21 protein-coding genes are annotated in these 17,788 nt (G+C 66.4%); 6 read left to right on the plus strand and 15 right to left on the minus strand.

Features of this window, described 5'->3' with window-relative positions:
- The 8 genes from ndhC to HPC46_RS23750 form a co-directional block, all read right to left on the minus strand.
- Positions 1-199: NADH-quinone oxidoreductase subunit A (gene ndhC, locus HPC46_RS23720; protein WP_179474497.1), on the minus strand; the 199-nt coding region annotated here is incomplete at its 3' end.
- Positions 200-358: 159 nt separating this feature from the next.
- Positions 359-763, minus strand: a complete 405-nt coding sequence (locus HPC46_RS23725) for an Rv3143 family two-component system response regulator (RefSeq protein ID WP_179474499.1) — start codon at positions 761-763, stop codon at positions 359-361.
- A gap of 51 nt (positions 764-814) precedes the next feature.
- The gene (locus HPC46_RS23730) at positions 815-1,348 is read right to left on the minus strand and encodes a YceI family protein (RefSeq protein WP_179474501.1); all 534 of its coding nucleotides are present in this window, start codon (positions 1,346-1,348) and stop codon (positions 815-817) included.
- 14 nt (positions 1,349-1,362) lie between these two features.
- Complete coding sequence (locus tag HPC46_RS23735) at positions 1,363-1,746, minus strand: nuclear transport factor 2 family protein (protein ID WP_179474503.1); 384 nt, start codon at positions 1,744-1,746, stop codon at positions 1,363-1,365.
- Positions 1,746-2,099, minus strand: a complete 354-nt coding sequence (locus tag HPC46_RS35110; RefSeq protein WP_233716607.1) for a DUF6285 domain-containing protein — start codon at positions 2,097-2,099, stop codon at positions 1,746-1,748. The genes HPC46_RS23735 and HPC46_RS35110 overlap by 1 nt, the downstream gene beginning before the upstream one ends.
- Positions 2,096-3,067 carry a phosphotransferase family protein gene (locus HPC46_RS23740; protein ID WP_325096747.1) on the minus strand — a complete coding sequence of 324 codons (972 nt, stop codon included), beginning with the start codon at positions 3,065-3,067 and terminating at the stop codon, positions 2,096-2,098. Before HPC46_RS23740 ends, HPC46_RS35110 begins: the two co-directional genes overlap by 4 nt.
- A 1-nt stretch (position 3,068) precedes the next feature.
- Positions 3,069-4,313 (minus strand): acyl-CoA dehydrogenase family protein, encoded by a 1,245-nt coding sequence (locus tag HPC46_RS23745; protein ID WP_179474505.1) that lies wholly within the window; start codon positions 4,311-4,313, stop codon positions 3,069-3,071.
- Positions 4,314-4,330: 17 nt separating this feature from the next.
- Entirely contained in the window at positions 4,331-4,990 is a 660-nt protein-coding gene (locus tag HPC46_RS23750) for a TetR/AcrR family transcriptional regulator (RefSeq protein WP_179474507.1), read from the minus strand.
- A 217-nt stretch (positions 4,991-5,207) separates the two neighbouring features.
- Here HPC46_RS23750 and HPC46_RS23755 point away from each other — a divergent pair, with 217 nt between their 5' ends.
- Positions 5,208-6,089, plus strand: coding sequence for a cyclopropane mycolic acid synthase family methyltransferase (locus HPC46_RS23755; protein WP_179474509.1), 882 nt, complete (start codon positions 5,208-5,210; stop codon positions 6,087-6,089).
- 12 nt (positions 6,090-6,101) lie between these two features.
- Here the strand turns inward: HPC46_RS23755 and HPC46_RS23760 are convergent, their stop codons facing one another.
- Genes HPC46_RS23760 through HPC46_RS23780 form a run of 5 tightly spaced genes read right to left on the minus strand, consistent with a single transcriptional unit; the run spans position 6,102 to position 10,921 of the window.
- A complete protein-coding gene (locus HPC46_RS23760; RefSeq protein ID WP_179474511.1) occupies positions 6,102-6,467 on the minus strand; it encodes an Hsp15 family ribosome-associated heat shock protein in 366 nt (121 codons plus the stop codon).
- A 9-nt stretch (positions 6,468-6,476) separates the two neighbouring features.
- A complete protein-coding gene (locus HPC46_RS23765; RefSeq protein ID WP_179474513.1) occupies positions 6,477-7,382 on the minus strand; it encodes a hydroxymethylglutaryl-CoA lyase in 906 nt (301 codons plus the stop codon).
- Positions 7,379-8,584, minus strand: a complete 1,206-nt coding sequence (locus HPC46_RS23770; RefSeq protein ID WP_179474515.1) for a CaiB/BaiF CoA transferase family protein — start codon at positions 8,582-8,584, stop codon at positions 7,379-7,381. The genes HPC46_RS23765 and HPC46_RS23770 overlap by 4 nt, the downstream gene beginning before the upstream one ends.
- A 1-nt stretch (position 8,585) precedes the next feature.
- Positions 8,586-9,770: an alpha/beta hydrolase family protein gene (locus HPC46_RS23775; protein WP_179474517.1), complete on the minus strand. Its 1,185-nt coding sequence runs from the start codon at positions 9,768-9,770 to the stop codon at positions 8,586-8,588.
- Positions 9,770-10,921, minus strand: coding sequence for a homogentisate 1,2-dioxygenase (locus HPC46_RS23780; protein WP_179474519.1), 1,152 nt, complete (start codon positions 10,919-10,921; stop codon positions 9,770-9,772). The genes HPC46_RS23775 and HPC46_RS23780 overlap by 1 nt, the downstream gene beginning before the upstream one ends.
- A 190-nt stretch (positions 10,922-11,111) precedes the next feature.
- On the opposite strand from HPC46_RS23780, the gene HPC46_RS23785 reads away from it, so the two are divergent.
- A complete protein-coding gene (locus HPC46_RS23785) occupies positions 11,112-12,104 on the plus strand; it encodes an esterase family protein (RefSeq protein ID WP_179474521.1) in 993 nt (330 codons plus the stop codon).
- A gap of 59 nt (positions 12,105-12,163) precedes the next feature.
- Here HPC46_RS23785 and HPC46_RS23790 read toward each other — a convergent pair whose 3' ends face one another.
- Both HPC46_RS23790 and HPC46_RS23795 read right to left on the minus strand, forming a co-directional pair.
- Positions 12,164-13,162: an oxidoreductase gene (locus HPC46_RS23790; protein WP_179474523.1), complete on the minus strand. Its 999-nt coding sequence runs from the start codon at positions 13,160-13,162 to the stop codon at positions 12,164-12,166.
- Between the two features lie 29 nt (positions 13,163-13,191).
- Positions 13,192-13,785: a TetR/AcrR family transcriptional regulator gene (locus HPC46_RS23795; RefSeq protein ID WP_179474525.1), complete on the minus strand. Its 594-nt coding sequence runs from the start codon at positions 13,783-13,785 to the stop codon at positions 13,192-13,194.
- A gap of 80 nt (positions 13,786-13,865) precedes the next feature.
- Between HPC46_RS23795 and HPC46_RS23800 the strand changes: the two genes are divergently transcribed.
- Genes HPC46_RS23800 through HPC46_RS23815 form a run of 4 tightly spaced genes read left to right on the plus strand, consistent with a single transcriptional unit; the run spans position 13,866 to position 17,761 of the window.
- Positions 13,866-14,696, plus strand: a complete 831-nt coding sequence (locus HPC46_RS23800; protein WP_179474527.1) for a mycofactocin-coupled SDR family oxidoreductase — start codon at positions 13,866-13,868, stop codon at positions 14,694-14,696.
- Positions 14,697-14,703: 7 nt separating this feature from the next.
- Positions 14,704-15,516 (plus strand): mycofactocin-coupled SDR family oxidoreductase, encoded by an 813-nt coding sequence (locus HPC46_RS23805; RefSeq protein ID WP_179474529.1) that lies wholly within the window; start codon positions 14,704-14,706, stop codon positions 15,514-15,516.
- Positions 15,513-16,322: a carboxymuconolactone decarboxylase family protein gene (locus tag HPC46_RS23810; protein WP_179474531.1), complete on the plus strand. Its 810-nt coding sequence runs from the start codon at positions 15,513-15,515 to the stop codon at positions 16,320-16,322. The genes HPC46_RS23805 and HPC46_RS23810 overlap by 4 nt, the downstream gene beginning before the upstream one ends.
- Positions 16,319-17,761, plus strand: coding sequence for an aldehyde dehydrogenase family protein (locus HPC46_RS23815; RefSeq protein WP_179474533.1), 1,443 nt, complete (start codon positions 16,319-16,321; stop codon positions 17,759-17,761). The genes HPC46_RS23810 and HPC46_RS23815 overlap by 4 nt, the downstream gene beginning before the upstream one ends.
- Positions 17,762-17,788: the final 27 nt, after the last annotated feature.

Consider the following 17,788-nt stretch of genomic DNA (forward strand, 5'->3'; position numbering starts at 1 on the left):
ACATCGCCGTCAGGTAATACTTGATCGGGAACCGCTGACCAGCCGCCTCCCCGACCACCGGCTCAATACCGCACTCATACGCCTCGAGCTTGGCCCGGTTGAAACGCCGCGGACCGACCACCAACGCGATCACCACCGACACGATCGCAAACGCCGCGGCAATAACCCCCAACACCAAGATGGGTGTGTAGAGACTCATATGGCTGTGTCACTCCTCGCTGGGCTGGAGATGTGAGCTACAACACAGCCTAGCGATCTTGAGACTCGCTGTCGCGATTTCGTTAGGATGGCTTCAATAGCTGAGCGCGGCCCATCTCCCGCCGAGAGGGCAAGGGCGACAGCGTATTTGGCGTTTAGTTCACTGCACTGGGGTGCGCAGCAAATCGACGACCGCGTCGCCAAGGCGGATCGGATCGATCGGGTGCGGCACCGCCGCCTCCGCGCGCGACCAGTTGGCCAGCCATGCGTCATCCGGCCGGCCGGTCAGGACCAGCACCGGCGGGCAGTCGTCGATCTCGTCCTTGAGCTGTTTGGCAATGCCCATCCCGCCGACCGGTGCGGCCTCGCCGTCGAGGATGACCAGATCGAATCCGCCGGCGTCCATCAGCTGAATCACCATCGGGCCGGTGGCGACGTCGGTGTAGGTCAGCTCCGGCAGTTCGGGGTGGACGCGCTTGCCGAGTGCCAGGCGCACCTGTTCCCGGGTGCGGGCATTGCTGCTGTACACCAGAACGTGAAGCGGTTGTGCAGCGGGACGAGACACGCCGCCGATGCTACTGCGAAAATGCCTGCCGCCTAGGGCGTTCGGCAGCTTCTACTCAGCCTTGGCAAAGGCGACGTCCGCCAGCAGGGTGGTGGTCGCGGGCATCATGCCGACCATGTTGCCGCTGACGCCCAGCGCGGTGCGGTCGATCGTCGTCTGCGCGGTGAGTTGCACCGTGCGGTCGCCCAGCACGGCGACGGTGGCCGACAGCGGCAGCGGTTGGGTGTTGCCTCGCACCGTCAGGGTGGCCTGCACGGCGGCGGTGTTCGCGCCGGTGGGCTGCACATCCGTCACCTCGACGTGGATGACCGGGTGCGCGTCGACGTCGAAGAAGTCGGCCGAGCGCAGGTGCTCGTCACGTTTCCTGATTCCGGTCTTCAGTGACGACGCCTGGATGTCGAGCCCGCCGGAGACCGCGCCGTTTGCGCCGATCTCGCCGGCACCGCGTACGTCGGTGAAGTCGCCGGCGACGGTGGCCAGGCCCCAGAAGGTCTTGTTCTTGAACCGCAGCGAGGACTTGGCCGGCACCAGTTCCCAACGTCCGGCCGTGTCAGGGGCGACGAGGATCGCGTTCAGCTCGGACATGTGGTCGCCTTCCGTCAGCCCAGCAGTGGGCCCAATTCGGCGGGATCGAAGTATTCGTCGATCCGCCGGATGAGGCCGTCTTCTCCCAACTTCACCACCAGGCATACCCGCGTTGTGATGTTTTCGCCGCCGGTGGTCGTGGAATGAAGAAGGTGCTGCTGGACGAAGCCGCCGTCGAACACCTGCCGGTCGAGCACTTCGTAATGCCGGTAGGTAGTGGTGCCGACGTACCACCGGATCACTTTGAGGGCACGCGCCTTGTCGTTGTCGCGCTCATCGCCCGAGTGCCACACGGTGACGTCGTCGGACCACAGCGCTGTCACCGTGTCGATGTCGCCGTCCGAGATGGCCGCGAACAATTGATCGGCAGCTTCGATGATCTGGTCGTGGGTGGGCATCAGCGCGGCGCTCCTTCGGGGCGGTCGTAGCCGGGATGGGAGATGGCCAGCCGGTGGGCGACCAGTGTTCGCAGGGTTGCCATGAGCTCGGTGCCGCGAACGTCGAGGTCGCCGGCGCGGATCGCGGCAGCGAGTGTGTCTTCGCACGCGTAGCCGAGTTTTTCGAGTGCCGCCACCGCGTCGGCCGAGGTTGTGTCGAGCAGTTCGCGTTCGACGGTGCGCAACACGTTGGCGGCGACGAGCGCGTGGAAGTTGACCGAGCCGCTGGTGTTGGCCCGGACGTCGCCTTCGAGGAACTCGGCGACTGCGGCGACCAGTTCGGCGGCGGTGGGCCGGCCGTTCAGCGCGGTCATGACACACCCTCCAGCAGGTCCAGCAGGTCCCATTCGGTTTCGCAGACTCGGCGTCCGATCGCGGCGAGTTCCACCGATCGGGACTGGCCGGACAGGTGGCGTTCGGCCTGGAAGCGGCAGATCACCCCCCAGCGCAGCGTGGCGACCACGAGCCACCAGCGCAGTGCCGCGCGGTCGACGGTGGCACCACCGGCGTGCTCGTAGGCTGCGATGAAATCGTCGATGCCGCCCAGCCCCCCAGCGGCCATACCGGCCGGGGCGCCGAACCGCCAGGCCCTGATGCAGAACCAGGCGAGGTCTTCATAGATCTCGCCGATGTGGACCAGTTCCCAGTCCAGCACAGCGGCCAGCTCCGACCCGTCGACGATCAGGTTGCCCATCCGGAAATCGCCGTGGACCAGCCGCCGCGGTGACGGTGGTGGCCGGTGTTCCGCAAGCCACCGGAACGCCCACTCGAATGTTGCTGTCGTATCACCCATTTCGTCGAGACGCAGCCGCCACTGTGCCACGTCGTCTTGCGCGGTCAGCCCCGGAGCGTCGACAGCGCCGCGATGGATGGCGGCCAACGCCTGGGCGCATTGGCCCAAGAGCTTGGCGCGGCCGACGTCGTCGAGTTGACGTTGAATGCGCCGGACGATGGTCTCGCCGGGGATCTCGCCGCAGATCAGAAACGGGTTGCCCAGCGCCTCAACAGAGTCGGAGGCGATCAGGATCTCGGGAACCGGGGCGCCCGCCGCCGCGGCCGCCACCTGGACCGCGGCCTCCAGCTCCATCCCGGCGTGCACGTCGTCCGGCGGCCCGGTACGCAGGATCAGCGCGCGCCGCTGGGATCCGGTCACCGCGTCGAAGGCCCACGTGGTGCGGCTGGCCCCACCGGTCAGCGCCCGGAGGTTGTCGATCTCGGTGGCCGTGCCGAGGATGGGGCGCAGCACCCCGGCCAGATTCACCGACAGTGACTCGGCGGCCACGTCAGCGGGCCGGCTTGCCGAACTTGAACATCCGCTGTGCGACCCTGCGCATCTGGATCTCCTCGGCACCCTCGGTGATCCGGTAGCGGCGGTGATGGCGATAGATGTGTTCGAAGGGCTCGTGGCGGCTGTAGCCGATGCCGCCGTGAACCTGCATGGCCCGGTCGGCCGCCTCGCAGACCAGGCGATTGGCGCGGTAGTTCGCCATCGACACCTTGTCGGACACCTCGAGATGGTGGTTGCGGTCCAGCTCCCAGGCGGCGTAGCGGACCAGCAGCCGAACCATCTGCGCTTCGGTCTGCAGCTCCACCAACGGCCACTGCACCGCCTGATTGACCGCCAGCGGCTTTCCGAACGTCACCCGCTTACCGGCGTACTCCACCGCGCGGTCGATACAGTGCTGGGCCGCCCCCAGGCTGCTGGCAGCCTGCCGAATCCTGTTCTCGTGCAGGAACGTCTGCGCGACTTCCAGTCCGTGGTCGAGCTCACCGAGCACCGCGTCGGCGGGCACCCGCACATCCCGCAGTTCGACCTCGCCATGATCGGTGGGCATGTTGAACGTCCACCAGTAGAACGGCACCTCGAAGCCGGGGGCGTTGCAGGGGACCAGGAACGCGGTGATGCCGCGGGCCTGGCCAGGCTCACCCGAGGTGCGAGCGAACACCAGGTCGTGGGTGGCGCGGTGCACGCCGGTGTTCCAGCGCTTGGACCCGTTGATCACCCAGTCGTCACCATCGCGTTCGGCGCGGGTTTCCAGCCACGTCGCGTCCGAGCCGTGGTCGGGTTCGGTGAGGCCGAACGCCATCGACCGCTGACCGGTCAGCATCGCCTCGATCCACTCGCTCTTCTGCTCCTCGGTGCCGAACCGGTCCATCATGATGACCTGCGGGAAATTGCCGACGATCGACGACTCGTCCTGCAGGTCGTTGTGCAGGCCAAGGCCCTTGTGCGCCAAGTGCTCCCGGATGACGGCCATGTCCACATTCGTGCCGTCGCGCCCGCCGAACTTCGAGGGCAGTCCATAGCGCAGCCAACCGGCCGCATCGGCACGGCGGCGCATCTCGTCGAGCAGATCCTCCCATTCCCGGCGCGGGATACCACCGTTCTCCACGTCGGTGCGGGCGAACTCGCGGCGCTGATCGAAGTACTGCATGTGTTCTCGTTCGAGCGGTTTGATCTCGGCCTCGATGAACGCATCCATTTCGGCCAGAACTGCCGGAAGGTGTTCGGGCAGAGTGAAATCCACGTTGATCTCCTTGTGGGTCAGAAACCGTAGAGCGTTTTCTTCCAGATGGTGGACAGGGTTGTGATGGCCTCGGCGTCCGACAGTCGCAGACCGAGGCCGGCGCTGTCGGGACGTAGGCACACCGTGGTGAACTGCTCGAAAAGCAGCGCGATCGCCAGCGCGGTGTGTTCGGGCTGCAGGCCGGCCGCGTATCCGTGTTCCTGGGCGCGTAACACCGAGGCGGAGACGATGTCGATGCCGAACTGGCGGAACTGATTCTGCAGCGCGGCGAAGCGGGGCTGGGTGTTGGCGAGCTGATCCACGGCGACCATGATCCCGATGCTCTGCTTGAACATGTCCCAATAGGCGGTGACGACGGTGACGAAAAACCGGCTGTCGTCCGGGGATTCGGGCAGATGGAGCCGCAGGCCCGACGGCAGTACGACCTCGTGGAGAAACGAGTCGGCCAGCGCCGCCAACAGATCCTCTTTGTCGTCGAAGTACCGGTAGAACACCGCTGGTGACCGGCCGGCCGCCGAGGTGATGTCACCAAGGGTGGTGCCGTGAAAGCCCCGTTCGGCGAACAGTTTCCGTGCCGCGTCCTCGATGGCCCGGCGGGTCTGCCGACCTTTGGAGCTCAGTGTGCGCGGGCCGTCGCCGGCCCCGTCCGCCTTCTGCGGACGGTTAGACGGTTCCATGGCTGGCCCCCGTGCTCGCCGGTGCAAAACTAAAGCTAACGTTACTTTTCGTTCTGGTGGTTGGCAAGAGCTCGCCGGTGTCGGGAATTCGTCCTGACCTGCCTTTACGCAGTCTGGCAATGGCTCACAACAACGGTGGGTATTCTTGACCAAGGTCGGGGCGGCTCTTGAGCAGTAGGAGCTACGCACTACACAGCCCAACGTCGAAGGCCTTCCCTTGCTACCAGCACCGAGCAACACATTTGCCCTCAAGCCGCACTTCGAGGACGTTCAGTCGCACTACGACCTGTCCGACGAATTCTTCCGGCTGTTCCTGGATCCGACGCAGACGTACAGCTGTGCGTTTTTCGAGCGCGACAATATGACGCTCCACGAAGCCCAGCTCGCGAAGATCGATTTGTCGCTGGGCAAGCTGGGCCTGCAGCCCGGCATGACCTTGCTTGACGTCGGCTGCGGCTGGGGCGCCACGATGCGCCGGGCGATCGAGAAGTACGACGTCAACGTCATCGGGCTGACGCTGAGCCGCAACCAGCAGGCGAATGCGGAACGCGCTTTCGCCGAGATGGACACCAAGCGGACCCGCTGTGTCCTGCTCGGGGGCTGGGAGCAGTTCAGCGAGCCAGTGGACCGCATCGTGTCGATCGGCGCGTTCGAACACTTCGGGGCGGACCGCTACAACGCGTTCTTCGACTTCGCCTATGACGTCCTGCCCGACGACGGCTTGATGATGCTGCACTCGATCATGCAGATCCCGCGGTCCGAGATGGAGGCGCGTGGGCTGCCGATCACGATGAGCCTGCTGCGGTTCTTCAAGTTCATCTCGGTGGAGATCTTCCCCGGCGGCCACCTGCCGACCCGTGAGATCGTCAAGGAGTTGTCCGGAAAGGCCGGCTTCACAACCGATCTCGTCCAATCGCTGGAGCAGCATTATGCGAAGACCCTCGACCTGTGGGCGGCCGCGCTCGAGGCGCGCCGGGATGAGGCGATCGCGATCCAGTCCGAAGAGGTCTACGACCGCTACATGAAGTACCTGACCGGGTGCGCGGACCTGTTCCGCAACCGTTACACCGACGTCTGCCAGTTCACGCTGAAGAAGTAGGCGGTCGTCAGCTCACCGCTGGCTCGCGCGCCATTTCTCCAGAGCCCGTCGTTCGCGCTTGGTCGGCCGGCCCGCGCCGCGGTCGCGGGCGGCCACCGGCACGGCTGGAACGCTGGGCGGCTTGGGTGTGTGGTCCAGATAGCACGTGCCGGCGTCGGCCGCGCCAACCCGCTTCGCTATCACCCGCACCACCTCGACGACGCGCGTCGTGTCACCCACTCGGGCCCGCACCTCGTCGCCGGGGGAGATTGTCGTCGAGGGCTTGGCCAGTCGGTCGTTGACGCGGACGTGGCCGCCGCGGCAGGCCGCTGCGGCGTCCGGCCGGGTCTTCGTCAGCCGGACCGCCCACAACCACCGATCAACCCGAGTCGAGTCCACGACGCCTGACTAGTTCAGGAGCCGGTCGCCGGCCCGCAGCAACGCACTGGGCAGCTCGTGACCGACCACCGCCCTGGCGACGCCGGCGGCGCGGATCGCCGCGTCCAGATCGACATCGACACCGATTCCGCTGTCGCGCAACAGGTACACCAGATCCTCGGTGGCGATGTTGCCGCTGGCGCCGGGTGCGAACGGGCAACCACCAAGGCCGCCGACCGACGAGTCGAGCCGCGTCACCCCGGCGGCCACCGCGGCGTAGGCGCTGGCCAGCCCGGAGCCGCGGGTGTTGTGGAAATGCGCGCCCAGCGGCAGGTCGCCGATGCGGGGCTTCACCTGGTTCACCAGGGAAGTGACCCGACCAGGCGTGGTGGTGCCGATGGTGTCGGCGATCGCCAGCCGGTCCGCGCCGAATTCGCATGCGGCGTCGACGATGTCGAGCACCCGTTGCGGCGGGGTCGGGCCGTCGAAGGGGCAATCCCAGGCGGTAGCGATGATGACCTCGACGCTGACACCGGAGTCGTGGGCGATGGCGACGATCTCGGCGATCTGCGCGGTGGCCTCCGCACTGCTGCGTCCGACGTTGGCCCGGCTGTGAGCGTCGGCGGCCGACACGACGTATTCGAGGGAATGCAGCCCCGCGGCGATGGCGCGCTTGGCGCCGTTGGGACTGGCGACCAGCGCGGAGAATTCGATGTCGGGATAGTCGCCGAGGTGGGCGGCGAACTCGGGTGCGTCGGCCAGGGCGGGAACCTTCGACGGGGAGACGAACGCCGTCGCCTCCACTTCGCGGACTCCGGTGGCGGCGATGGCGGCCAGTAGTTCCAGCTTGGCCGACAACGGAATTGGCTCCTCGATCTGCAGGCCGTCGCGCAGGGCGACTTCGCGGACCGTTACGTGTTCTCCCAGCTCGCTCATAGCACCCCCTTGGACTCGAGGTCGGCGATCTCCTCAGCCGGCAGGCCCAGCAGCTGGCCGTAGATCTCGTCGTTGTGCTGACCGGGCCGCGACGATCCCGCCGACCGGATGGTTCCCGGCGACTCGGACAGCACCGGCACCACGCCCGGTCCCTTGACGTTGCGGCCGATGCGCTCATCCCAGTGATCGGCGATCATCCCGCGCGACACCAGCTGCGGATCGGTGACGACCTCGGCGACGGTGTTGATCGGCCCGCTGATGACACCAGCCGCGCTGAGGGTCTCGATGATATCGGCGGGCTCGCGAGCCGCGGCCCAGTCGCCGATGATCTTGTCCAACTCGTCCTGATTGCGGCCGCGCGCAACATGATTGACGAATCGGTCGTCATCGGCCAGCTCGGGTTGATCCATCGCCGCGCACAGCCGCCGGAACACGGTGTCCTGGTTGGCGGCGATCACCACCCAACTGCCGTCGGCGCTGCGATAGATATTGGACGGGGCGATCCCTTCCAGCCGGGTGCCCGACGGCCCGCGGACCACACCGCCGACGTCGTAATCGGGGATCGTCGACTCCTGTACTGCCAGACAGGATTCGGTCAGGGCGGCGTCGACGATCTGGCCCTCGCCGGTGACGGTGCGGCGGTACAGCGCGGCCAGTGCGCCCTGGGCGGCGAACATGCCGGCCAGGCTGTCGCCGAGCGAGAGAGCCAGACGGGGCGGGGGCCCGCCGGGAAAGCCGTTCATGTGTCGCAGGCCGCTGGCCGCTTCGGCGACCGAGGCGTAGCCGGCCTTCTTGGCCTCCGGGCCGGTCTGGCCGTAGCCGGAGACCCGGACCAGGATGATCCCCCGATTGCGTTCGCGCAGAACGTCGTAACCGAGGCCCCACTTCTCCAGTGTGCCGGGCCGGAAGTTCTCGACGATGATGTCGGACTTCTCGACCAGATCGAGGAACAGGTCGCGGCCGCGAGATTCCCGCAGGTTGAGGGTGACGGCTTTCTTGTTGCGCGCGTGCACCGTCCAGAAGAAGTGGTGACCGTCGAGTTCGGCCTGCCCCCAGGTGCGCAGCGGGTCGGGAGCGCCGGGCGGCTCGATCTTGATCACCTCGGCGCCCATATCGCCCAGCAGACGGCCGGCGAACGGTCCCGAGATCAGCGTGCCGACCTCGATCACCCGAATGCCGTCGAGAGGCCCGGTGGGGGTCACCTCAATCCGCCTTCGCGAAGTCGTGCCGAACCAGCCAGTCGGTGACGATGCCGACCGCTTGGCGCAGCGTCTCTTTCTGATCGGGCCCGGAGTAGTAGTGGTTGGCGCCGGGGATCTCGTGCATCTCCTTGTCGGGATGCCCGACCGCCTCGTACAGCCGGCGGGTGTGACTGGGTGTGCAGGCGTCATCGGCGAGGTTGCCGATCACCAGCGCGGGCACGGCGATGTCCGGGCCCGCCTTCACGGCGTCACCGTTGGCGTCGTCATAGCTCCACTGTGACAGCCAGCTGCGCAGCGTGCAGAACCTTGCCAGTCCGACCGGGCTCATGTTGACCACCTGCGGGTCACCGAGGTAGCAGGTGCCGGGGGCGCGTTCGTTGGGGTCGACGGTCGGGTCGAGCCAGCGCGGGTCGGCCATGGTGCCGTGCACGACGAAACAGAACTCGTCGTCGGGTCGGCCGTTCGCCCTAAGTTCGGCCAGTTTCTCCTTGACCCACTTGGTGATCCGCCGGTTGCGGGCGATCTGCGCCTCGTGGTAGCGCGCCAGGAACTCGCTCGTGTAAGGCGGCTGGTTGGGGTTGTCCGGGTTGTACAGGTCGAGTTCGGGATCCCGCTTGGTCGGGTCGTTCTCGTCCAGGATCGAGGCGTCCATCCACTCGGTCATCGTGCCGTGCCTGCTGATGTGGGCGGCCAGCAACATGATGCCGTCGGCGGGCAGCAGACCGAGTTTGGTCAGATCGGGACCGTCGCCCGACGGGCTGGCGGTGATCGTCGGGTGCTGCGCCTGCTGCTGGTAGAACACCGACAACGACCCGCCCCCGCTCCAGCCGGCCAGCACCACCTTGGCGTAGCCCAGCCGGTTCTTGGCGTCCTTGATGCATTCGCCGAGATCCTCGACCACCTTCTCCATCAGCAGTGCGGAGTCGGTGCCGCGGAAGCGGCTGTTGCAGTAGATGACGTGATGACCCGCCCGCGCCAGTGCGTTGATCATCGGCAGGTAGGCGCCGCCGCCGATCGGGTGCATGAACACCAGCACGGTGTCTGACGGGGTGGTCGGCTTGAGCAGGTAGCTTTCCAGCACGACCAGCTCGGCTACCCCGCCGTACACGTCACGAACAGCCGAATTGTTCTGGTAGGCAATAAGATACGGAATACGCTCGTAGGCCCGCTTGACTGGGGTGACCATCAGTGCTGCCCCAGATCATTGGCCAGAACCTCCGGTGAGGGCACCAGTCTCCTTCGGGTGTCGACGGCGATCACCTGCCAATCAACGCTGCTGAAGTCGTCGAACTTGCGCCTGGCCCGTTCACGCGCCTTCTCGGGTGCACCATGGTGCACGCCCTGCGGCGCATGACTGATCAGCCCCGGCGGCATCGGGATGCCGTAGAGGGATCCGCCGTGGAAGAACGCGATCTCGTCGAAGTCGACGTTGCGGTGATACCAGGGCGTGCGTTCGGTCCCCGGAACGGATTCGGCCGGCTTGGGCAGGAAGTTGCAGACATAGACGCCGGTGGCCTCCATGAAGAGGTGGACCATCGGCGGCAGGTGCACGCTGTCGGATGTGATCACGTTGTAGTCGGCCACATTGAAGGTGAACGCATAGTTGTCGCCCCGCCAGCCCTCGACGTCGATCGGATTGTGCGGGTAGATCAAAGTCGTCGTCTCGACGCCGTCGATCGGCCGGTGATACAACCGCACCTCATATTCGCCGTCGTTGTGCGGGCCTTCGCCGTCGGCCGTCGGCTCCGGTTCGGGGATCACGGCCTGGGACGGGTCGAAGGGCCAGTGGCGCCCGAGCGGGCCGGCCGGGGGCACCCGGAACTCGTCGGTGGCCTCGATCATCAGCCAGGTGCTCTCCGCTGGGTTTGTCCCCGAGTCGCTACGCTCCAGCCCCGAGGAAGGCGTCTGCCGCCACGTGCAGGCCTTCGGGAGGTAGATCCAGTCCCCGGTGCGGTAGGAGAGTGGGCCGAACTCGGTTTCCAGGCGTCCGGTGCCCTGATGGACGAAGCAGAGCAGGTCGCCGTCGACATAACGGGCATAGAACGGCATGGCGGCCTCGCGCCGGCTCAGTGAGATGCGGCAATCGGGGTTGGAGAACAGCAACAGAGGCGCCCCGGCGGGGTCGGTCAGATCACCTGGTTTGAGCTCACTGGACAGCACGTCGAGCGGCCGCAACGGGCCGGTGGCCCGAAATGTGGTCGGATCGTTGCGCCGATAGATGTTGGCGGTCCGGCCGGTGAATCCACCCCGGCCCAGCTCGTCGTCCTTGAGGCCGTCGAGGTCAGCGTGCAGGCGCCGTGGGGTCGTGCCTTTACGCAGGTGAGTGAAGGATTCCATGACATCTCCCAAGATCAGCATCGAGGTACTGGCGGGCGAAAACTAAAAGTGACATTAGTTTTCCTTCCGCCCACTGACAAGGCCTGAAGCACCAAGGTGTAACGTGGCGGACTTTCACAGGTTCGAGACGACATGTTTTACTCAACTCTGCAATCCGACTACCGGGGTCCATAGAAAGCTGGGTGGATTTGTGACTTCCTTGTTCGACAAGGTGCGCGGATGGTCGCGCCGATTCGCGGTCGCCGCAGTCGTGACGGCGGCCCTTCCGGGCCTGATCGGCTTGGTCGGCGGTACCGCGACGGCGGGCGCGTTCTCGCGCCCAGGCCTGCCCGTGGAGTACCTGATGGTTCCGTCGCCCTCGATGGGCCACGACATCAAGATCCAGTTCCAGAGCGGCGGCCCGAACTCTCCTGCGGTCTACCTGCTCGACGGTCTGCGTGCCCAGGACGACTTCAACGGCTGGGACATCAACACCCAGGCCTTCGAGTGGTACTACCAGTCCGGTCTGTCGATCATCATGCCGGTCGGCGGACAGTCGAGCTTCTACGCCGACTGGTACTCGCCGGCGTGCAGCAAGACCGGTTGCCAGACCTACAAGTGGGAGACCTTCCTGACGAGCGAGCTGCCGCAGTGGCTGTCCGCCAACCGGGACGTCAAGCCCACCGGCAGCGCGGCGATCGGTCTGTCGATGGCCGGCTCGGCCTCGCTGATCCTGTCGGTGTACCACCCGCAGCAGTTCATCTACGCCGGTTCGATGTCCGGCTTCCTCAACCCGTCCGAGGGTTCGTGGCCGTTCCTGATCAACCTGTCCATGGGTGACGCCGGCGGCTTCAAGGCCAACGACATGTGGGGCCCGACGCAGGACCCGAACAGCGGCTGGAAGCGCAACGACCCGATGGTGCAGATTCCTACGATCGTCGCCAACGGAACCCGCATCTGGATCTACTGCGGAAACGGCCAGCCCAACGAGCTCGGTGGTGGCGACCTGCCTGCCACCTTCCTCGAGGGTCTGACCATTCGCACCAACGAGACCTTCCGCGACAACTACATTGCCGCAGGCGGTAAGAACGGTGTGTTCAACTTCCCCAACAACGGCACCCACAACTGGGCCTACTGGGGTCGCGAGCTTCAGGCGATGAAGCCCGATCTCATCAGCCACCTGGGAGCCACTCCGCAGTCCTGACGTAGCAGTCAACAAAGCGGGCCACCGGTGAAAACCGGTGGCCCGCTTTGTTGTTGTGCTCAGAACCCGCCGGCGACTCGCACCACCGCGCGGCCCGAGTACTTGCCCGCCCGCACCTGGTCGATCACCGCGAGCACATCCTTGACATCGACCTCGTGGGTGACGTCGTCGAGGTGGCGTGGCTTCAGCCGGCCACCCAGGCGCTCCCACAGCGCGCGGCGCGGGGCGATCGGCAACTGCACCGAGTCGATGCCCAGCAGCGAGACACCCCGCAGGATGAACGGCATCACCGTCGTACTGAGACCAGGGCCGCCGGTCAGCCCGCTGGCCGCCACGGCCCCGCCGTACTTCAGCGTGCTGATGACGTCGGCCAGCGTGGCCCCGCCGACGCAGTCCACCGCACCGGCCCAGCGCGTCTTGCCCAGCGGGCGCGGTGTGGCGTCGGGATCCTCGGGCAGGCGGCCGATGACGTCGGCGGCCCCGAGGACTCTGAGATGCTGCGCGGCTTCGGCCTTGCCGGTGGAGGCCACCACCTCGTAGCCGGCCGCGGCGAGGATGTCGACGCTGACCGATCCGACCCCGCCGGTCGCTCCCGTCACCACAATCGGACCGTCCTGCGGCGTGATGCCATGGGAGATCAGCGCTTCGACGCTCATCGCGGCGGTGAAGCCGGCGGTCCCGATCGCCGCGCCTTCGCGCGGGGTCAGCGAGCCCAGCGCGACGACGTGTTCGGCGGGCAGCCGGATGTACTCGGCGTAGCCGCCGTGGTGGCCGGTGCCAATCGCGTAGCCGTGCGCCAGAACCTGTTCTCCCACAGCGAATTCCGGAGACCGAGACTCCACCACCTCGCCGGTGAGATCGATGCCGGGCACGATCGGATAGTCCCGAACGACACCGCCGCGCGGGGTCAGTGCGAGAGCGTCCTTGTAGTTGACGCTGGAATAGGCCACGCGAATCGTGACATCGCCCGGCGGAAGTTCAGCGGCGTCGAGCGTCTCGATCGAAGCGGTGACCTTGTCGCCGTCTTGGCGGGCTAGCAGTGCCTTGAAGGAATCCATAGCCAAGACGGTAGCGGCCCCGCTCCGGGCTACCCTCGGGTCGCCTCATAGCCGGTCGTGAACCACCGGACCGTGCGTTCGATGGTGGGCAGGATGTCGGTGATGGCGATCTCGCCGGCGGCGAAGCGGCCCGACAATCCGAACACCAAGGTGGCCAATACGGTGTCGAGGTCGGCGACGAAGTTCTCGTCGACGCCGTCGAGCACCTCCATCGCGGCGGGGATGACCATGTCGAGGCCACGGTTCAAGACAAGTTCGCGTCCGGTGGACGACCGCGAGCGGTAGTAGGCCTTGAGCATTTCGGGGTGCCGCTCCCACGGCTCGAAGATGGTGCCGAAGAGGCGCATCAACCCGTCGTAGACCGACTCGTCGGGCGCATGGTGTTGACGTGAAAGGCCCGCATAGCGGTGCTCGTCCATCCAGGACTCGAGCGCGGCGAGGATCAGGTGGTCCCGGGTGGGGTACCGCTTGTAGATCGTGGCCAGCGACGTGCGCGACCGCCGGGCGACTTCGCGCAGCTGAACCGCGTCGTAGCCCTCGCTTTCCAGGATGTCGACGACGATGTCCAAGATCCGATCGCGGGAGTCGACCGCGGTACCGGTTGTCGTCTCGACGTTGTCCACGAATGCCCTTGCCCTCGGTGAGTAACGCGGTTACTGTACCTCAGTAACACGGTTACTGCACGCAGGCGAAGGCGGGACACATGGGCTCTCTGGACGGCAAGGTCGCGTTCATCACCGGAGTTGCGCGCGGTCAGGGCCGAAGTCACGCCGTTCGGCTGGCCGCCGCCGGCGCCGACATCATCGGGGTGGACATCTGCGCGGACATCGCCTCCAACGGTTATCCGATGGCCAGCCGTGCCGAGCTGGACGAAACCGTCGAACTCGTGGAGGCCAAGGGCGGCAAGATGGTGGCCTCGGTCGCCGATGTCCGTGACTTCCACGCGGTGAAGGCCGCTCTGGACAGCGGGGTCGAGCACTTTGGCCGTCTCGACATCGTGTGTGCCAACGCCGGCATCGCCGCCATGGCCTTCCGCGAGCTGACGATCGACGAAGAGCTCGAGCAGTGGAACGACGTCCTGGGCGTGAACCTCGTCGGCGCATTCCACACCGCCAAGGCCGCGATCCCGCACCTGATCGCCGGCGGACGCGGCGGGTCGATCGTCTTCACCAGCTCGACGGCGGGGCTGCGCGGATTCGGCGGGCTGCAAGGCGGCGGGCTGGGCTACGCGGCGTCCAAACACGGCCTGGTCGGCTTGATGCGGACGCTGGCGAATGCGCTTGCCTCGGAGAGCATTCGGGTCAACACCGTGCACCCGACAGCAGTGCGCACCATGATGGCCGTCAACCCCGCGATGGTCGCCTTCCTGGAGAACTATCCCGGCGGCGGTCCGCACCTGCAGAACCCGATGCCGGTCGACATGCTCGAACCCGAGGACATCAGCGCCGCGATCGCATATCTGGTCAGCGACGAAGCCAGATTCGTCACCGGGGTGACGTTCCCGGTCGACGCCGGCTTCTGCAACAAGCTCTAGGAGAGACATGACGCAACCGACGGGGCGAGTGGCCGGCAAGCGGGTCCTGATCACCGGGGCCGCCCGGGGTATGGGCCGTAGCCACGCCGTGCGGCTGGCCGAAGAAGGCGCCGACCTGATCCTGGTGGACATCTGCGAATCGCTGCCGGAGGTGGAGTATCCGCTGGCGACGCGCGAAGAGCTCGACGAGACGGTCGCCCTGGTGGAAAAGCACGGCCGGCGCGCGGTGAGGTATGTCGTGGACGTCCGCGACGCCACAGCCCTGGCCGAGGCGGTGAACTATGGCGTCGAGCAACTCGGCGGCCTGGATGCGGCCGTGTCCAATGCGGGGGTACTCACGGTGGGGGCGTGGGACGCCACGACCCCCGAGCAGTGGCGAACAGTGTTGGACGTCAATCTTATTGGCACGTGGAACACCTGCGCCGCGGCCCTGCCGCACCTCGTCACCCACGGCGGGAGCCTGGTCAACATCAGCTCGGCGGCCGGACTGAAGGGCACGCCGCTGCATCTGCCCTACACGGCGGCCAAACACGGTGTCGTCGGGCTGAGTCGAGCGCTGGCCAATGAGCTTGGCGCGGTGAATGTTCGGGTCAACACGGTACACCCGACCGGTGTCGAGACGGGCATGCGGCCCGAGTCGTTGCACAAAGTGCTCGGTGAGGGCCGGCCTGATCTCGTGCCGATCTTCCTCAACGCGCTGCCCGTCGTGATGGTCGATGCGGTCGACATCAGCAATGCGGTGCTCTACCTGATCTCCGACGAATCCCGCTACGTGACAGGCACCGAACTCAAGGTCGACGCGGGCGTCACCATCCGATGACCGCGATCGAGAGCGACCGCCGCGAACGGGGCAGGCAGGCGTTCGCCGATGTGATGACGTTTCCCGCGCCGCAGGATGACACGCCGGCGGGCAGGGGCCTGATCGAGTTCGTGTACGGCGAGATCTGGTCGCGTCCGGCGCTGAGCCGTCGCGACCGGCGGTTCGTCACCCTGGCGTGCGTGGCGGCGGCCGACGCCGAGGGACCGCTGCGCGACCATGTGTATGCCGCTCTCAACAGTGGTGATGTGTCCATCACCGAGATGCGAGAGACGGTACTGCATTTCGCGGTGTACGCGGGGTGGCCCAAAGCGTCGTGGTTCAACATGCTCGTCGACGAACAATGGGAACGGATCCATAGCGACCGCGGGCAGAGTCCACCAGAACCGGAGCCGCTACTGCCATTGATCACGCCGAGCGACCCGGAGGGCCGGCTGCTGGTCGGCGAGCAGTCGTTCAAGGACATCAACTGCATCCCGTATGCCCCGATCCGGGACAACCCCTACTCCGGCGCCGGAATCCTGAACTTCGTCTTCGGTGAGATGTGGCTTCGCCCCGGCCTGGGCATGAAGGAACGCCGGCTCATCACGGTGGCGTGCGTGGCGTTCCAGGACACGCTGATCCCGATCATCAGTCACGTGTATGCCGCGCTGAAGAGCCGCGACGTCTCCTTCGACGAGATGGAAGAATTGGCATTGCATTTCGCGGCCTACTACGGCTGGCCCAAGGCGTCGCATCTCAATCAGGTCATCGCCGAGCAACAACAACGCGTGCTCGAGGAGTGGCGCACCGAAACGGGCGACTCGTGATCCCACCGGCCGGTCTGCTGATCGGTGGTGAGCGGATCGCACAATCGTCGGCGGGAAGCCACGACCACATCTATCCCGCCAGCGGGCAGCCGAATGTCGTTGTCTCGCTGGCCGGCCCGCAGGAGATCGATCGTGCGGTGGCCAGCGGCTGGCAGGCGCACCAGGCCTGGATGTCGTTGACCGTGGACCGCCGCCGAGACCTGCTCATCGACCTGGCCGACCTGGTGCACGAGCATCTCGCCGAACTCGCCGAACTCAATGTCCACGACTATGCCGTACCGATCTCCTACGCCGGAACCGCCCTGCTGCTCGAACGATTCCTGCGCCACTACGCCGGCTACGTCGACAAGCCACACGGCGCCAGCACGCCGGTCAACGGCTCGTTCGACCTCAATCTGATCGAACGCGAGCCCTACGGTGTCGTCGCAGTCATCGCACCGTGGAACGGTGCACTGGCTGTGGCGGCCTCATGCGTGGCGCCAGCACTGGCCGCCGGAAACGCGGTCGTGTTCAAGCCCTCTGAGCTGGCACCGCTGGCGGCCCTGCGGTTCGGCGAACTGTGCGTTGCGGCGGGGCTGCCGCCCGGCTTGGTGAACGTGGTTCCGGCGGGAGCCGAGGGTGGTGATGCCCTGGCCCGCCACCCCGGCATCCGCAAGGTCCACTTCACCGGTGGGGGAGTCACCGCCCGTAAGGTCATCGCGGCGGCCACAACGAATCTGACGCCGGTGGTGGCGGAGCTGGGCGGCAAGTCCGCCAACGTCGTGTTCGACGACGCCGACCTGCAGACCGCCGCGACCCTCGCGGCTCATCAGGGGCCGCTGATGCAGTCGGGGCAGAGCTGTGCCTGTGCCAGTCGGATCCTGGTGCAGGACAACGTCTACGACGAATTCGTCGACGCATTCCTGGCCCGGATCGCCGAAGCGAGGGTCGGCGATCCGCTGGACCCTGCGGTCACTGTCGGACCGGTGATCGCGCAGAGCGCGGTCGATCGCATCCTGGCGGCCATTGGTGATGCCGTCGGACACGGGGCCGGAGAGTTGCTCACCGGGGGTCGACGTCTCGGTGGGGAGCTGGCGTCGGGCTACTACATCGAGCCGACGGTGTTCGGCAATGTCGACAACGCTTCGGAGCTGGCCCAGATCGAGACGTTCGGCCCGGTGGTGTCGGTGATCAGATTCCGCGATGCCGACGAGGCGGTGTCGATCGCCAACGACAGCGCGTACGGGCTCAACGCATTTGTGCACACCCGCGATCTCGGCCGCGCTCACGGCGTCGCACGGCGACTGGAGTCGGGATCGGTCTGGGTCAACACGTTCAGCGACATGGCGCCGCAGGGTCCGTATGGTGGCTACAAACAGAGCGGCTTCGGCCGCACGGGTGGGCTGGAGGGGCTGCACGAGTTCCTCCAAGTCAAGAACATCCGTATCGCGATGCGCTGACCTTGACACGGGGCAGGCCCTGCTGCC

It is taken from the genome of Mycolicibacterium vinylchloridicum (assembly GCF_013404075.1).
Lineage (GTDB): Bacteria > Actinomycetota > Actinomycetes > Mycobacteriales > Mycobacteriaceae > Mycobacterium > Mycobacterium vinylchloridicum.

Bases quoted from the DNA above. Each gene is read 5' to 3' on its own strand.
- HPC46_RS23730 (WP_179474501.1), bottom strand. From the start codon at position 1,348: ATGTCCGAGCTGAACGCGATCCTCGTCGCCCCTGACACGGCCGGACGT.
- HPC46_RS23735 (WP_179474503.1), bottom strand. From the start codon at position 1,746: ATGCCCACCCACGACCAGATCATCGAAGCTGCCGATCAATTGTTCGCG.
- HPC46_RS35110 (WP_233716607.1), bottom strand. From the start codon at position 2,099: ATGACCGCGCTGAACGGCCGGCCCACCGCCGCCGAACTGGTCGCCGCA.
- HPC46_RS23750 (WP_179474507.1), bottom strand. From the start codon at position 4,990: ATGGAACCGTCTAACCGTCCGCAGAAGGCGGACGGGGCCGGCGACGGC.
- HPC46_RS23765 (WP_179474513.1), bottom strand. From the start codon at position 7,382: ATGAGCGAGCTGGGAGAACACGTAACGGTCCGCGAAGTCGCCCTGCGC.
- HPC46_RS23775 (WP_179474517.1), bottom strand. From the start codon at position 9,770: ATGGTCACCCCAGTCAAGCGGGCCTACGAGCGTATTCCGTATCTTATT.
- HPC46_RS23780 (WP_179474519.1), bottom strand. From the start codon at position 10,921: ATGGAATCCTTCACTCACCTGCGTAAAGGCACGACCCCACGGCGCCTG.
- HPC46_RS23790 (WP_179474523.1), bottom strand. From the start codon at position 13,162: ATGGATTCCTTCAAGGCACTGCTAGCCCGCCAAGACGGCGACAAGGTC.
- HPC46_RS23800 (WP_179474527.1), top strand. From the start codon at position 13,866: ATGGGCTCTCTGGACGGCAAGGTCGCGTTCATCACCGGAGTTGCGCGC.
- HPC46_RS23805 (WP_179474529.1), top strand. From the start codon at position 14,704: ATGACGCAACCGACGGGGCGAGTGGCCGGCAAGCGGGTCCTGATCACC.
- HPC46_RS23810 (WP_179474531.1), top strand. From the start codon at position 15,513: ATGACCGCGATCGAGAGCGACCGCCGCGAACGGGGCAGGCAGGCGTTC.